This is a genomic window from Pararhodobacter aggregans, assembly GCF_003075525.1.
Lineage (GTDB): Bacteria > Pseudomonadota > Alphaproteobacteria > Rhodobacterales > Rhodobacteraceae > Pararhodobacter > Pararhodobacter aggregans.
Genome location: NZ_QDDR01000008.1, coordinates 257,454 through 271,142, shown reverse-complemented (window position 1 = coordinate 271,142; position 13,689 = coordinate 257,454). Strand labels below are relative to the sequence as shown.

The window sequence follows — 13,689 nt, the reverse complement described above, 5'->3', positions numbered from 1 at the left end:
CATACCGGCACCGTCAGCCAGACCGGCGGCAACAACGCCTATGGCCTCTTCCAGTTCGGCCAGAACACCAACGCCGCCGTCAGCCAAAACGGCGGACAGACCGGACTCACCCTCCTGTTCGGGTGGTGAGCCGCCCCCAAGACCGCCAGCCCAAGACCAAGACCCCTCCTGCAACCCCTGTTGAAAGGAATTTCCCCATGACCCGCTTTGCTTCGATCTCCGCCCTTGCCGCCGCCGCCGCCCTGAGCGCCGGGGCGGTGGGCGCCACGACCATCATCTCGACCCAGGGCAGCAACACGCTGCGCATCCAGCAATCGCCGATGGGCACCGTGATCCGTGACGGGATCGGCACGCATTACGTGGCGCCCTCGACCATCAGCCATGAGCCGCTGGTCCTGCGCCATCCGGCCCGCGACCGCATCGAGGAGCCGAGCGGCCTGGCCCGGCTCTTCATGTGGCTGAACCCGTTCGACGGTTTCTTCCGCGACCGCAGCCGCAACCGCGTGATCGAGGATCTGCCGCCCGAGGTCACCACCCGCGGCCGGGCTCGGGCGATGTTCGACGATGTCCCGGGCGAGAACCGGGCGGTCGACATGATGCGCTCGATCATGATCCGCATGGATCGCTGAGCCTGATACACCGGTGGAAGCGGGCCCCCTGACCGGGGCCCGTTTTCATTGTATCAGCAACGATCTTGACAGGGCGGGGCGATTCGTGGTTCCTCACACCATATTGTTGCACTTGCAATGAATGGAGGAAGCCATGCCCGAACTGAAGATCCAGCAGATCCATCACGTCGCCTATCGCTGCAAGGACGCGAAGGAGACGGTCGAGTGGTACAAGAAGAACCTCAACATGGATTACACGCTGGCTTTCGCCGAGAACCACGTGCCCTCGACCCATGAGCCCGATCCCTACATGCACATCTTCCTCGATGCGGGCATGGGCAATGTGCTGGCCTTTTTCGAACTGCCGACCAAGCCCGAGATGGGCCGCGACGAGAACACGCCGAAATGGGTGCAGCATCTGGCGCTGAAAGTGGCCGACCGCGACACGCTGGTGGCCTACAAGGAGCATCTGGAGGCCAACGGGGTCGAGGTGCTGGGCGTCACCGACCATTCGGTGTTCCACTCGATCTATTTCTTCGACCCGAACGGCCACCGGATCGAGCTGGCCTATGACGACCCCGGCGCGGCCGAGATGGCGGCCAAGGCGGCGGCGGTCAAGGATGAGATGCTGGAGGAATGGAGCCGCACCAAGCGCGCGCCGCGTCAGGCCGCCTGGCTGCACGAAAAGGAAATGGACAAGGTCTGAGCGTCACGCGATTGTCACGGCCCTGGGGCAGGGTGACGGCGTTTCGAGCACCTAGTGATCGCCTTTCAGGGCGCGGGGCCTTCGGGCCTCGCGTCTTTTTTCAATCCACCCGCCAGCGCTGTTCCAGGGCTTCAATGGCGGCCACGCGATCCTCGGTCCGGGGATGCGAGGCCAGCCAGACCGGCGGGCCGCCCCGGGCGCCGGTGAGCGACGACAGGCGCGACAGCAGCGATTTCTGCGGCGCCGTGCCGATCCCGGCCTTGGTCAGCAGCGCCGCGGCGTATTCATCGGCGGCGTATTCGTCCTTGCGGCTGAGGCCCGCGGCCAGCATCGACACCAGCACATTGGCGATCATCACGCCCAGACCCGGGATCAGCCGCCCCAGCACCGCCGCCAGCGCCATCCGTACCGCGTTCTGTCCCGAAAAGTCGATCATCCGCCGCCGCGTATGCCCCAGCGCCACATGGCCCAGCTCATGGGCGATGACCGAGGCCAGTTCCTCGGCGCTGACCTCGCCCGCGCGGTAGCGGTCCAGGAAGCCGCGCGTCAGGAAGATCCGTCCGTCCGGCGCCGCCAGCCCGTTGATGACCGGGGTTTCATGGACATGGACGGTGATGACCGGCAGGTCCAGCACCGCCGCCATCTGGTCGGTCAGCCCCTGCAGCGTGTCGTCCTTCAGCGGCGTCGAGCTTTGATCCAGCTCGCGCTTGGTGCGCCAGGCCGAGAAATGCCAATATGCCAGCCCGTAGAGGGCGGCGAGGATGAAGGGGAGGAGGCGCAGCAGCATGCCTCCGATATGGCGGCTCGGGCCCGCCCTGGCAAGGTCAGTGCGGCCGGCCGGCCAGATGCGCGGCGCAGCCCAGGAGGGCCGCGTAATCGTCCTCGACCATGGCGACCGGGAATTCGGCCATCATCGGGCTGAACCGGCCCATGTCACGGAAGGCCTCGCCCATGCCGAGCGCCACCAGATGCGGGGCCATGGCCCGGGCCACGCTGCCGATCAGGAAGATCCCGCCATAGGGCAGGTGCACCAGCGCCAGCGTCGCCAGCGACCGGCCCATGATCCGGGCGTAAAGTTGCCCGGTCTTGCGCGCGGCGGGCTCGCCCGCGGCGATGGCGGCGGTCAGCGCGTCGCCCGCCAGTTCCTGCCCGCTGAGCCAGCGGTGCAGCGCCACCAGACCCCGGCCGCAGAGCACCTCCTCGATGGTGGCGATGCCGTGCAGTTCGGCCAGATGGCGGGCCAGCGCCGCCTCCTGCTCGCCCTTGCGGGGCAGGTGGATATGCCCGCATTCCGAGGGCGCCACATGGGTGCCGCCCGGCAGGTGATGGACCGGCGCCGCGTTGAAGCCGGTGCCGGCGCCGACGACCAATTGCGTGGCGCCTGCGGGGGCGGGCTGGCCGGGCAGCAGCACCCGCAGATGCCGTGGGTCGAGCGAGGCCAGCGCGTGCCCCTGCGCCTGCAGATCGTTCAGAATCGCCACGCGGTCGGTCCGGCCGACGCGGGCCAGATCCCCGGCGGTGATCTCCCAGTCGAGGTTGGTCATCCGCGCCACCCCGTCGCGCACCGGCCCCGCCGCCGCGACGCAGACCCCGGCGCAATCGCCGGTCGCGGTTTCCGCCAGATATTGCTGCAGGATCTCGGCCAGCGAGGCCCGGCCGTGGTTGGGATATTTGCGGATCGAGCCCTGCCTCAGCACCCCGGCATCGGCCAGCGCCACGCGGGTGTTGGTGCCGCCGATATCGGCGACAAGCTGGGGCGCGGGCGTGAAGGGCCAGGAATGCAGGGGTCTGTCGGACATATTTCCCTCGGGTCTTTGCCCCTTCATAGCGGGAACCCGGGCCGCGCTCCACGGGCTTTGTGGGCGGGCAGGGCACCGGCGCGACGCAAAGTCCTCTTGCGCGCCCGGGGTGCAGCGGGTTCAGTGGCGCCGATCCCTGCCGGAGAGCCGCCATGACAGACAGCCCGCGACCCGTTCCCTCGATCAAGCCGCGGCATTTCCCGCCACCGCCGCCGCTGGTGCAGAAGACACCGGGCCTGTGGCGGCGCACGCCACCGGCGATCTTCTCGCCGGTGATGGGGATGTTCGGACTGGGGCTGAGCTGGCGCAACCTCGCGCTGCAGCCGGGCATGGCCCCGCTGCAGCCGGTGGGCGAGGCGATCCTGGGCGCGGTGCTGCTGCTCTATGCCTTCGCGCTGGTCGCCTGGCTTTCGAAACCGCTGCGCCGCCCCGGCGTGGTGATGGAGGAGCTGGCGGTGCTGCCCGGTCGCGCGGGTACCGTGGCTATGGTATTGTCCTTCATCCTCGCCGGTGCCGCACTCAGGCCCTATGCGCCGGATCTGGCCTTCTGGATGGCGGTCGGCGGCATGGGCGCGCTGGCATTGGTCGGCAGCCTGATCACCTGGCGGGTCGGCACCGGACCGAAGGAGGGACGCGGCGTCACGCCGGTCTTTCACCTCACCTATGTCGGCTACATTCTGGCGCCGCTGACGCTGATCCCGCTGGGCTATGTCGAGGCGTCGACCTGGATCCTCTGGCTGACCATGCCAGCCGCGGCGCTGATCTGGCTGGCGAGCCTGCGGCAGCTGATCCGCACCATCCCGCCCGCGCCGCTCCGGCCCTTCATGGCGATCCACGCGGCGCCTGCCTCGCTTTTCGCCACGGTCTCGGCGCTGCTGGGCTATCAGAGCGTGGCGCTGGTCTTCGCGATCGTCGCGCTGGCGCTGATGGCGGTGATGATCGTCAAGGCCAACTGGCTGCTGCACTCGGGCTTCTCGCCGCTCTGGGCGTCGCTGACCTTCCCGATGGCGGCGGTGGCTTCGGCGGCGATCTGGGCGCTGGGGGCACCCGGGCTCTGGATCGGCGCGGCGATTCTGGCCTTTGCCACCGGCTTCATCCCCTGGATCACCTTCCGGGTCTATACGATGTGGGCCAAGGGCGAGCTGGGCCCCAAGACCAACGCCGCCACGGCATGACGGAAAAGGGGCCCGCGAGGGCCCCGTTTCATTTGAAGTGCTTGGCGAGTTTCAGGCCCTGGCCCTGATAATTCGACGCGATCCCCGCACCATAGAGCCGGTCAGGCACCGCGCTCATCCGCTCGTAGACCAGACGGCCGACGATCTGCCCGTCCTCCAGCGCGAAGGGCGCCTCGTGGCAGCGGACCTCCAGCACGCCCCGTGCGCCGACGCCATCCGCCGCGGCATGGCCGAAGCCCGGGTCGAAGAAGCCCGCGTAATGCACCCGGAACTCGCCGACCATGGCCAGGTAGGGCGCCATCTCGGCGGCATAGCCCGGCGGGATGCAGACCGACTCGCGGCTCACCAGGATGTAGAAGGCGCCGGGATCGAGGATCAGCTGCCCGTTCGAGCTGTGCAGCTCCTCCCAGAAATCGGCGCGGTCGTAATGGCCGATACGGTCGAGGTCGATGACCCCGGCATGGGGCTTGGCGCGGTAGCCGACCAGCGTCGTCCCCTCGGGCCGCAGATCGACGGAAAAGCCGAGGCCCTCGGAAATAACCGCCTCGCCGGAGACCAGCGGCACCTCGGCGTTGAGCGCCTTCAGCTCGGTATCCGACAGCACCGCCTGACCCTGCCGCAGCCGGATCTGATTGAGCCGCATCCCCGGCCGCACCAGCACCGAGAACGAGCGGGGGCAGATCTCGGCATAGAGCTTGCCCTTGTAACCCGCGGGAATCCGGTCGAATTCGACGCCGTGGTCGGTGATGACCCGGACCAGCAGATCGAGGCGGCCGGTCGAGCTTTTGGCATTGGTCACCGCGCTCATCCCCTCGGGCAGCGCCAGTGTCTCGGCCAGTTCGACGACATAGACGCAGCCTTTTTCCAGCACCATGCCGGCGCCGAGGGGGAATCGGTGCATCTCGAATTCCGGGAGGCGCTCGGCCACCGTCCGGCCCTTGCCCGGCAGGAACGAGGCGCGCAGCCGGTGGGCCGTGCCGCCCAGCCGCAGGTCCAGGCTGGCGGGCTGCACCTGATCGGGCAAGATGGCGGGACTTGCGCCCAGCACGCCGCGGTCGATCAACAGCCGCAGCGCCTGCGAGGGCAGGACACCCGGGTTCGCCACTGGGTTCTGGGTCATCTCAAGCCTCCCGAAAAGCAAACCGCCCGCAGCCAGAAGGCCACGGGCGGATTGTGATGGTCGGGCTGGCGAGATTCGAACTCACGACCTTCCGCCCCCCAGACGGACGCGCTAACCAGACTGCGCCACAGCCCGACGAGGCGCTTTCTACCCGTTTTCGCGGCGGGGGCAAGCGCCAAAATGCCGGGTCGGACGGGAAATTTTCACGGCCCGCCAAGGCCCCTGCCAGAGCGGCCGGAATCACCAGCGCCCGGCGCCCGAAGCCTCGGACATCCGTTCCAGAAGCGCGTCGATGCGCCGCGCCAGCATTTCGGCCCGGTCGCGCCGGGGGCCGAGACCACCGCGCGCCATGCCCCGCAGCCGCCGCGCCAGCATGGCCCGCTCCGAAGGCTCCATCGCCTCGATCCCGGGGGCGGGCTGGGCCGCAGGGGCAGGGGGCGTCTCCGGGACGGGCTCGGCGTTCGCGGCCACCGGCTCGGGCGCGGGCGCCACGGCGGGCGATTCCGGGGCCTCCTCCAGCCCCTCGGGCAGGATATCGGCCGCGGATTCGGGCGCGAGGTCCAGCGCCTCGGCGGGTTCGATCTCGTCCTCGGTCAGCGTCCCCAGCGGGGGCTCCTCGGGCAATCCGGCTTCGGCCGGACGCGCGCGCGCTTCTGCGAGGACAGGCTCGGGCGTCAGCGCCACGGGCTCATCCTCAACCGGGGCGAGGGTCGCGGTCACCGGCCGGGTGGCGGGCGCGGGGATTCGGTCGGACAGCGGCGGATCGCTGACGATCTCGGCCTCGTCGATGGCAGGATCCTCAAGGTCCTCCGACAGGTCGAAATCCTCGTCTTCGCCAGCGGTTACGGGCTCAAGCTCACGCAGCGGGCCGCCCAGACCCGCGACATGCTTCACGCCCTGTTCCTGCAAGACCCGCTGCACGCCACGGATGGTCATGCCCTGGCTTTGCAGCAGGGCCTTGATGCCGTTTATCAGCGCCACGTCGTCGGGCCGGTAATACCGACGCCCGCCCGCCCGCTTCACGGGCCTGATCTGATAGAATTTGCTTTCCCAAAACCGCAGCACATGCGCCGGGGTATCCAGGATATCGGCCACTTCGCTGATCGTGCGAAAGGCCTCTGGCGCCTTTTTCATGCCTTAGGCCTTGTTGCGCAGGTTCCCGCTGGAGACGCGATCCTTCATCAGATGCGACGGCCGGAAGGAGAGAACACGACGCGGGCTGATCGGCACTTCTTCACCGGTCTTGGGATTGCGCCCCAGCCGTTCGGCCTTGGAGCGGACACTGAAGGTGCCGAAGGACGAGATCTTGACCTGCTCGCCCTCGACCAGTGCATCCGACATGTACTGGATCACCGCCTCGACAAGAGCGGCGGATTCGTTGCGAGAGAGTCCCACTTCGCGGAACACTGCTTCGCTCAGATCCATCCGTGTCAGAGTTTTTTCGCTCATCTCAATCTCCCCGGTGATTGACTGGCTGCACCGCAAGGATGCTGCAAGGAATTTTGACTGTCAACACCGGGGTTTGCGGTGCGTTGTTTGCACAAGGTCTCAAGCGCGGGGCCTTGCCTACCAGCGCAGCACCACGGCGCCCCAGGCCAGACCGCCACCGATGGCCTCGGTCACGATCAGGTCGCCCTGCTTCAGTTTGCCCTGCGCCGCCCCCACCGACAGCGCCAGCGGAATCGAGGCGGCCGAGGTGTTGCCGTGATCCTGCACGGTGACGATCACATGATCCATCGACACGCCCATCTTCTTGGCCGTGCCCTGGATGATGCGGATATTGGCCTGATGCGGCACGATCCAGTCGACATCGCCGGGCGCGACCCCGGCCTTGCCGAGCGCGGTTTCGGCGGTCTCGGTCAGTTTCTCGACCGCGTGGCGGAACACCTGGTTGCCCTGCATGCGAAGCTGCCCGGCGGTCCCGGTCGAGGACACGCCGCCATCCACGTAAAGAAGGTCGCGGAAGCGCCCGTCGGAATTGAGATCCGTGGACAGGACGCCCCGGTCCGAGGGCAGGCCCTGACCCGGCTGCGCCTCGAGGATCACGGCGCCCGCACCGTCGCCGAAGAGGACGCAGGTGCCACGGTCGGTCCAGTCCATGATCCGGCTGAAGGTCTCGGCCCCGATCACCAGGATCCGCTTGGCCTGGCCCGAGACGATCAGCGCATTGGCATTGGCCAGCGCAAAGACGAAGCCCGCGCAGACCGCCTGCACGTCGAAGGCATAGGCCTTCTGCGCGCCGATCTCGGCCTGAACCATGGTGGCGACCGAGGGGAAGGTGAAATCGGGGGTCGAGGTGGCGACGACGATGGCGTCGATCGTCTCGGCGCCGATACCGGCCTGTTCCAGCGCGGCGCGGGCGGCCTTGGCCGCCAGATGCGAGGTCATCTCGCCCTCGGCCGCGAAATGCCGCCGTTCGATGCCGGAACGCGACACGATCCAGTCGTGCGAGGTATCGAGCGTCTTCTCGAATTCCGCGTTTTCGACAACGCGCTCAGGCAGATAGTGGCCGTGACCGATGACCACGGCCCGCGTGACGTTGTTCTCTATCATGCCGACTCACCATTCCCGGGGCCCGCATCCTGAGCCGTCTTGGAAGCGATCACAAGGCGTTCGGCCATGCGACCGCGGTATCCCGATTGCGCCAGCTTGGCGGCCAGGCCGATGGCCGCCGCCACGCCGGTCGAATCGGCGGAACCGTGCGATTTCACCACCGTGCCGTTGAGGCCCAGGAAGACGCCGCCATTGACCCGGCGCGGATCGACCCGGCCGGAAAGGCGCTTCAACGCCCCCCGCGCCAGGATCGCGCCCAGGATGGCCAGCGGGCCCGAGGTCAGGCTCTGACGGGTGAAATCGGAAATGAGTTTGGCCGTGCCCTCGCCGGTCTTCAGCGCGACATTGCCGGTAAAGCCGTCGGTGACGATCACGTCCACGCGGTCGGAAGGGATGTCCGAGCCCTCGACGAAGCCCACGTATTCGTAGCGCCCCGTCTCCTCGTGCCGCGCGATCAGATCATGGGCGGCCTTGATCTCGGCCCGGCCCTTGTGTTCCTCGGTGCCGACATTCAGCAGACCGACCCGGGGCCGGGGCTCGCCGAAGCCGTTGCGGAAATAGGTCACGCCCATGATGGCGTAGGCCAGCAGATCCTCGGCCTCGGCTTTCACATCGGCGCCGACATCGAGCATGGTGTTGAACCCGTGCCGCCCGCGCGAGGGCCAGAGGCAGGCGATGGCGGGGCGGTTCACCCCCTCCATCCGCCGCAATTGCAGCATGGAGACCGCCATCAGCGCGCCGGTATTGCCGCAGCTGACCGCGGCCATGCCGGTGCCGTCCTTCAGCGCGGTGATGGCGGACCACATCGAGGTGTCCTTGCCGTGGCGCATCACATGGCTGGGTTTGTCATGCATGGTCACGATGCCCTCGGCATGGACCAGCGTAAGCCGTCCGGCCAGCGCGGTTTCCCGCGCGACCAGCGGCTCCAGCACGGCCTTGTCGCCATGCAGCAGGATATCGACGCGGGGATTGTCCCGCACCGATTGCGCGCAGCCGGAAACGACGGCCGAGGGTCCCCGGTCGCCGCCCATCGCATCGACGGATATGATGATCCGACCCGAAGCCGAACCAGGCACCGGCTCACCGGCGTGCGGATGTTCCGTCTCGGACGTCATCGTTGCACCGCCGGTCGAGACCGTCAGGCCGCGTCGTCGTCCAGGTCGACGCTGGCTTGCGCGATCACTTCGCGGCTGTCGTAGTGACCGCAGGACGGGCACACGTGGTGCGGGCGCTTCAGCTCGCCGCAGGACGGGCATTCATTCGGATTGCCCGCAACCAGCGCATCATGAGCGCGGCGCATGTTGCGACGGGAGCGGGTCACGCGGTTCTGTTGAACGGCCATGTCAACCTCTGAGTTTAGGCGGGCGCGACCGGGCGGCCCGTGACTGTGGAAACTTGCTGCGACGGGGCATTACACCGCCAGGGCGGCCATTGAAAGACCCATCGTGCATGAGGCGCGGAACATAGAAGCTTTTCCCGTCCGCGCAAGGGCAAATCGGGGCTATTCCCCGTCCTCGCCCAGGTCTTTCTTCAACTTCGCCAGCGCGGCAAAGGGGTTGGGGCGTTCCTCGGGCGGCAGTTCGGTGACCGAGTCGGGCAGTTCGGCCCCCGGCACGCGCGGGTAATCGGGCAGCGCCAGCGCCAGCGCCTCGGCCATCACCGCGCCGGGGTCGATCACTGGGCCCAGCGGCTCCAGCGTGTCATCCTCGGGGATCTCGACCTCGGGTTCGCTGGAGACCGGCATGTCGCGGACGAAACGGCGGGTGACAGGCTCGTCGATGCGGGTGGTGACCGGCTCGGCGGTAATCACGCATTCCTGGACCACGGTCGCGCCCAGCTTGCCCTCAAGCCGCCAGTCGCTGCGACCCTCGGCGACGATCTGGCCGGTGAAATCCAGCTTGCGGATCTTCAGCGCGCCGAGGTCGGCGGCCAGATCGGCCCGGGCCTCGGCCGTGGGGGTCAGGCGAAAGCGCAGGCTGCCCCGCGCGGCAAGGTCGCTCACGCGCAGGGGCAGCGTCAGGGCGTCCGTCTCGCGCAGGGTGGGATCCGGGTGTGCCGGGTGCTCGCTCATGACGTCTTCCTTCCTTGCTGGCCCTCACATGCGCGTGCGGGCGGGTCGGCGCGGGGTTCCATTCTTGAACAGCGCCCGCTCCTCTAGTAATCCAGTTGCCACACGGGGTTCCAGCCCCGAGGCGCCGGGAAGCCGGGGCCGCCGGGGCCTGACCCCGCCAGACAACAGCCGGGAGTGGGGCATGAGCGATCGCGCAGCGAAAGAAAAGACGTCTGCGGCCATGGGGTCGGGACGGCTGACCAAGGGCCGGGGCCTGATCGCCGGACTGGCGCTGGGGGTGCTGCTGGCGGCCTGCTCGCCGATCATGCGCTATCATGGCTATGCCCCCTCGGACGAGGATCTGGCCCAGATCCAGGTCGGCCGCGACACCCGCGAGACGGTGGCGCAGGCCATCGGCCAGCCCGGCATGGGCGGGGTGATGGAGGGCTCGGGCTGGTATTACGTCCAGTCCGACTGGCGCGAACGCGGCTGGCGCGCCCCCGAGGAGGTCGACCGCCAGGTGGTCGCCATCTCGTTCGACCAAGGCGACCGGGTCAGCAATATCGAACGCTTCGGCCTTGCCGATGGCCAGGTCGTGGCGCTGTCGCGGCGGGTGACCGATTCCGGTCCGCGTCCGAGCGTGATGAGCCAGGTGTTGAGCGCGCTGGGGCAGTTCACCTCGCTCGGCGGCTGACGGCCACGGGGGCAGACCGCCCTGAGAGGGAGCGACGGGCATGGCCCAGGCGGATGGCGACAGGCTTTTCGGCGCCCCCATCGTGGCGGGAACGCGCGTGGCGCGTCTGGCGGGGCCCGAGGACATGGCCGGGGTGCTGGCCTTGCGCGGCCGGGCCTTCCGCGCCGGGGCCGAGGACCGCGACGATTACGACGACCTGAGCCTGCATCTGTGGATCGGCCGCCCCGGCGGCCCGGCCGAAGCCACGCTGCGCTTTCGCCGCCATGGCGACGGCGCGGCGCTGCTGGCGGGCTATGCCGCGCGCCATTACGGGCTGGAAGCGATGGCCGCGGCCGGGGGCGAGACGCTGGAACTGGGGCGGCTGTGCACCGAACCCGGGGCAGGGGACGCGGATCTGATGCGCCTTCTCTGGGCCGGGGTGTCGCGGGTGGCGCTGGTCACCGGCGCCGCGCGGATGATCGGCTGCACCTCGTTCCACACCCGCGCGCCCGAGGCGCTGGACCCGGCCTGGGCGCTGCTCATGGCGCGCCATCAGGGCCCGGCCGCCCTGACCCCCACGCGCAAGGCGCCCGAGGTCCGCGCCTTCGAGGCGGTGACCGCCGCGCCGACGCCCGAGGCCGCGCAGCTGCTGCCCGGGCTCCTCAGGGCCTATCTGTCGATGGGGGGCTGGGTGTCGGACCATGCGGTGATCGACCGCGACCTCGGCACCTGCCATGTCTTCACCTGTGTCGAGATCGACCGCATGCCGCCTGCAAGACGCCGCGCCATGGCGCAACTGGCGGCGATAGCGCCCGAGTGACCATCCGCCCCTTGCGCCGCGCCCAAGGGTGCGGTAATGGGCGCGCACTTCACAGGCGGGGCCGGGCCCTGCGGGGAGACATCCCGCAGCGGTCCACCGGTTGGGCGAATGCCCGAAAGCCCCGTCCTAGGCGCAAACCGGAAAGGACATGGACATGGCGCTTCCCGAATTCTCCATGCGTCAGCTCTTGGAAGCTGGCGTTCACTACGGCCACCAGACCCAGCGCTGGAACCCGCGCATGGGTCAGTACATCTATGGCGACCGCAACGGCATCCACATCGTCGACCTGACGCAGACGGTCCCGATGCTGGACCAGGCGCTCAAGGTGATCCGCGACACCGTCGCCAAGGGCGGCCGCGTGCTGTTCGTCGGCACCAAGCGCCAGGCTTCCAAGCAGGTCGCCGAAGCCGCTGAAAAATGCGCCCAGTACTACATGAACCACCGCTGGCTGGGCGGCACGCTGACCAACTGGAAAACCGTTTCCCAGTCGATCCAGCGTCTGAAGAACATCGACGAGGTCATGGAACGCGGCGCTGCCGGCCTGACCAAGAAAGAACGCCTCCAGATGGAGCGCGAGCAGACCAAACTGCAGGCCTCGCTCGGCGGGATCCGCGAAATGGGCGGTCTGCCGGACCTGCTGTTCGTGATCGACGTGAACAAGGAAGACCTCGCCATCCTCGAAGCCCGCAAGCTGGGCATTCCGGTTGTCGCCGTGGTCGATACCAACTGCTCGCCCGACGGCGTGGATTACGTGATCCCCGGCAACGATGACGCCGCGCGCGCCATCGCCCTCTATTGCGACCTCGTGGCCCGCGCCGCGCTCGACGGCATGTCGGCGCAGCTGGGTGCCGCCGGTGTCGACATCGGTGCGATGGACGAAGCTCCGGCCGAGGAAGCGGTTTCGGAAGAAACCGAAGCCTGAGGCCTTTCGGGCCGCCCCGGGCGCCATCGGGCGCCGGGGCTGTCACGCGATTGACACCGGGCGGGGGCAACCCTGCCCGCATCCCCATTCAAGGAGAGAGATCATGGCGATTACCGCTGCGATGGTGAAGGAACTGCGCGATTCGACCGGCGCGGGCATGATGGACGCCAAGAAGGCGCTGACCGAGACCGACGGCGACATGGAAGCCGCCGTTGACTGGCTGCGCACCAAGGGCCTGGCGAAAGCCGCGAAGAAAGCCGACCGCGTTGCGGCCGAGGGTCTGGTGGGCGTTGCCGTCGACAACGGCCGGGGCGTCGCCATCGAAATCAACTCGGAAACCGACTTCGTTGCCAAGAACGAGGACTTCCAGTCGCTGGTGCGCGAAGTGGCGAAAGTCGCGCTGCAGACCGGCGAGTCGGTCGAGGTGGTGAAAGCCGCCGACCTGAACGGCGACACCGTCGAGAACGTCATCAACGGCGCCATCGCCCGCATCGGCGAGAACATGACCTTCCGCCGCATGCATGTGCTGGAAGGCGACACCGTGGTCTCCTACGTGCACAACGCCGCGACCGAAGGCATGGGCAAGATCGGCGTGCTGGTCGCGCTGAAGGGCCCGGCCGAGGCCGCGCAGGCGATCGGCAAGCAATTCGCGATGCACATCGCCGCCACCTCGCCGCTGTCGCTGTCGGAAGCCACCATGGACCCGGCCGTCGTCGAGCGTGAGCTTCAGGTGCAGACCGCCAAGGCGCTGGAAGAGAACGCCGCCGCCGCCAAGCCGAAGCCCGAGCAGGTGATCCACAACAACATCATCCCGGGCCGGATGAAGAAGTTCCTCGCCGAGAACACGCTTCTGGGCCAGGCCTTCGTCATCAACCCCGACCTGACCGTCGAACAGGCGGCCAAAGAGGCCGGCGTCGAGATCACCGGCTATGCCCGCGTCGCCGTTGGCGAAGGCGTGGAGAAGAAGCAGGAAGATTTCGCCGCCGAGGTTGCCAAGACCCTCGCCGGCTGAGCCGCCGCGCCCCGGGGGAGGATCCCGGCGCGACGACGAGAGGGGGCAGAGCCGCGGGCTCTGCCCCTTTTTCTTGTGAGGCCCGTGATTCGGCCCCAAAGGACCATGCTGGCAAAAGGGGTTTCTGCCGCAAAATCTGCGGCCTCCCCGGGCATTTTCGGGTGTGTTTTTATTGAATCAAGGCAAGCCCTTGAATTATTTTGGTAAAACTTGACTAATTGGAAAAATAACGCCCCCGTTCGACGCGGGTT

At 68.0% G+C, this 13,689-nt stretch carries 16 protein-coding genes and 1 tRNA gene; 7 read left to right on the top strand and 10 right to left on the bottom strand.

The window, feature by feature from the left end; translation table 11 throughout:
* Positions 1-197 precede the first annotated feature (197 nt).
* Together DDE23_RS16240 and DDE23_RS16235 are read left to right on the top strand one after the other, a co-directional pair.
* The gene (locus DDE23_RS16240) at positions 198-629 is read left to right on the top strand and encodes a hypothetical protein (protein ID WP_107752971.1); all 432 of its coding nucleotides are present in this window, start codon (positions 198-200) and stop codon (positions 627-629) included.
* A gap of 142 nt (positions 630-771) precedes the next feature.
* Positions 772-1,314, top strand: a complete 543-nt coding sequence (locus DDE23_RS16235; protein WP_107753010.1) for a VOC family protein — start codon at positions 772-774, stop codon at positions 1,312-1,314.
* A gap of 100 nt (positions 1,315-1,414) precedes the next feature.
* Here DDE23_RS16235 and DDE23_RS16230 read toward each other — a convergent pair whose 3' ends face one another.
* Together DDE23_RS16230 and DDE23_RS16225 are read right to left on the bottom strand one after the other, a co-directional pair.
* Positions 1,415-2,098, bottom strand: coding sequence for a M48 family metalloprotease (locus DDE23_RS16230; protein WP_107753008.1), 684 nt, complete (start codon positions 2,096-2,098; stop codon positions 1,415-1,417).
* Between the two features lie 40 nt (positions 2,099-2,138).
* Positions 2,139-3,113, bottom strand: a complete 975-nt coding sequence (locus tag DDE23_RS16225) for a glucokinase (RefSeq protein WP_107752969.1) — start codon at positions 3,111-3,113, stop codon at positions 2,139-2,141.
* Between the two features lie 152 nt (positions 3,114-3,265).
* Here DDE23_RS16225 and DDE23_RS16220 point away from each other — a divergent pair, with 152 nt between their 5' ends.
* On the top strand, positions 3,266-4,288 hold the full coding sequence (locus DDE23_RS16220) for a TDT family transporter (protein WP_107752966.1): 1,023 nt from the start codon (positions 3,266-3,268) through the stop codon (positions 4,286-4,288).
* Positions 4,289-4,316: 28 nt separating this feature from the next.
* On the opposite strand, the gene DDE23_RS16215 is transcribed toward DDE23_RS16220, so the two are convergent.
* The 8 genes from DDE23_RS16215 to DDE23_RS16180 all read right to left on the bottom strand — a co-directional run bounded on the left by DDE23_RS16215 (position 4,317) and on the right by DDE23_RS16180 (position 10,032).
* A complete protein-coding gene (locus tag DDE23_RS16215; protein WP_107752964.1) occupies positions 4,317-5,408 on the bottom strand; it encodes a 2'-deoxycytidine 5'-triphosphate deaminase in 1,092 nt (363 codons plus the stop codon).
* Between the two features lie 57 nt (positions 5,409-5,465).
* Positions 5,466-5,543: transfer RNA gene (locus DDE23_RS16210), tRNA-Pro, on the bottom strand.
* A 105-nt stretch (positions 5,544-5,648) separates the two neighbouring features.
* Positions 5,649-6,542 carry a MerR family transcriptional regulator gene (locus DDE23_RS16205; RefSeq protein WP_107752962.1) on the bottom strand — a complete coding sequence of 298 codons (894 nt, stop codon included), beginning with the start codon at positions 6,540-6,542 and terminating at the stop codon, positions 5,649-5,651.
* A 3-nt stretch (positions 6,543-6,545) separates the two neighbouring features.
* Complete coding sequence (gene ihfA, locus DDE23_RS16200; protein ID WP_107752960.1) at positions 6,546-6,857, bottom strand: integration host factor subunit alpha; 312 nt, start codon at positions 6,855-6,857, stop codon at positions 6,546-6,548.
* 117 nt (positions 6,858-6,974) lie between these two features.
* Positions 6,975-7,961, bottom strand: coding sequence for a beta-ketoacyl-ACP synthase III (locus DDE23_RS16195; protein WP_107752958.1), 987 nt, complete (start codon positions 7,959-7,961; stop codon positions 6,975-6,977).
* Positions 7,958-9,076, bottom strand: a complete 1,119-nt coding sequence (plsX, locus tag DDE23_RS16190) for a phosphate acyltransferase PlsX (protein ID WP_107752957.1) — start codon at positions 9,074-9,076, stop codon at positions 7,958-7,960. Before plsX ends, DDE23_RS16195 begins: the two co-directional genes overlap by 4 nt.
* Positions 9,077-9,099: 23 nt before the next feature.
* Entirely contained in the window at positions 9,100-9,303 is a 204-nt protein-coding gene (gene rpmF / locus DDE23_RS16185; RefSeq protein WP_107752955.1) for a 50S ribosomal protein L32, read from the bottom strand.
* A gap of 159 nt (positions 9,304-9,462) precedes the next feature.
* Positions 9,463-10,032 carry a YceD family protein gene (locus DDE23_RS16180; protein ID WP_107752953.1) on the bottom strand — a complete coding sequence of 190 codons (570 nt, stop codon included), beginning with the start codon at positions 10,030-10,032 and terminating at the stop codon, positions 9,463-9,465.
* A gap of 181 nt (positions 10,033-10,213) precedes the next feature.
* Here DDE23_RS16180 and DDE23_RS16175 point away from each other — a divergent pair, with 181 nt between their 5' ends.
* The 4 genes from DDE23_RS16175 to tsf all read left to right on the top strand — a co-directional run bounded on the left by DDE23_RS16175 (position 10,214) and on the right by tsf (position 13,438).
* The gene (locus DDE23_RS16175; RefSeq protein ID WP_238150013.1) at positions 10,214-10,705 is read left to right on the top strand and encodes an outer membrane protein assembly factor BamE; all 492 of its coding nucleotides are present in this window, start codon (positions 10,214-10,216) and stop codon (positions 10,703-10,705) included.
* A 40-nt stretch (positions 10,706-10,745) separates the two neighbouring features.
* Positions 10,746-11,504 carry a GNAT family N-acyltransferase gene (locus tag DDE23_RS16170; RefSeq protein WP_107752948.1) on the top strand — a complete coding sequence of 253 codons (759 nt, stop codon included), beginning with the start codon at positions 10,746-10,748 and terminating at the stop codon, positions 11,502-11,504.
* Positions 11,505-11,652: 148 nt separating this feature from the next.
* The gene (gene rpsB, locus DDE23_RS16165) at positions 11,653-12,426 is read left to right on the top strand and encodes a 30S ribosomal protein S2 (protein WP_107752946.1); all 774 of its coding nucleotides are present in this window, start codon (positions 11,653-11,655) and stop codon (positions 12,424-12,426) included.
* 103 nt (positions 12,427-12,529) lie between these two features.
* Positions 12,530-13,438: a translation elongation factor Ts gene (gene tsf / locus DDE23_RS16160; RefSeq protein ID WP_107752944.1), complete on the top strand. Its 909-nt coding sequence runs from the start codon at positions 12,530-12,532 to the stop codon at positions 13,436-13,438.
* Positions 13,439-13,689 lie beyond the last annotated feature (251 nt).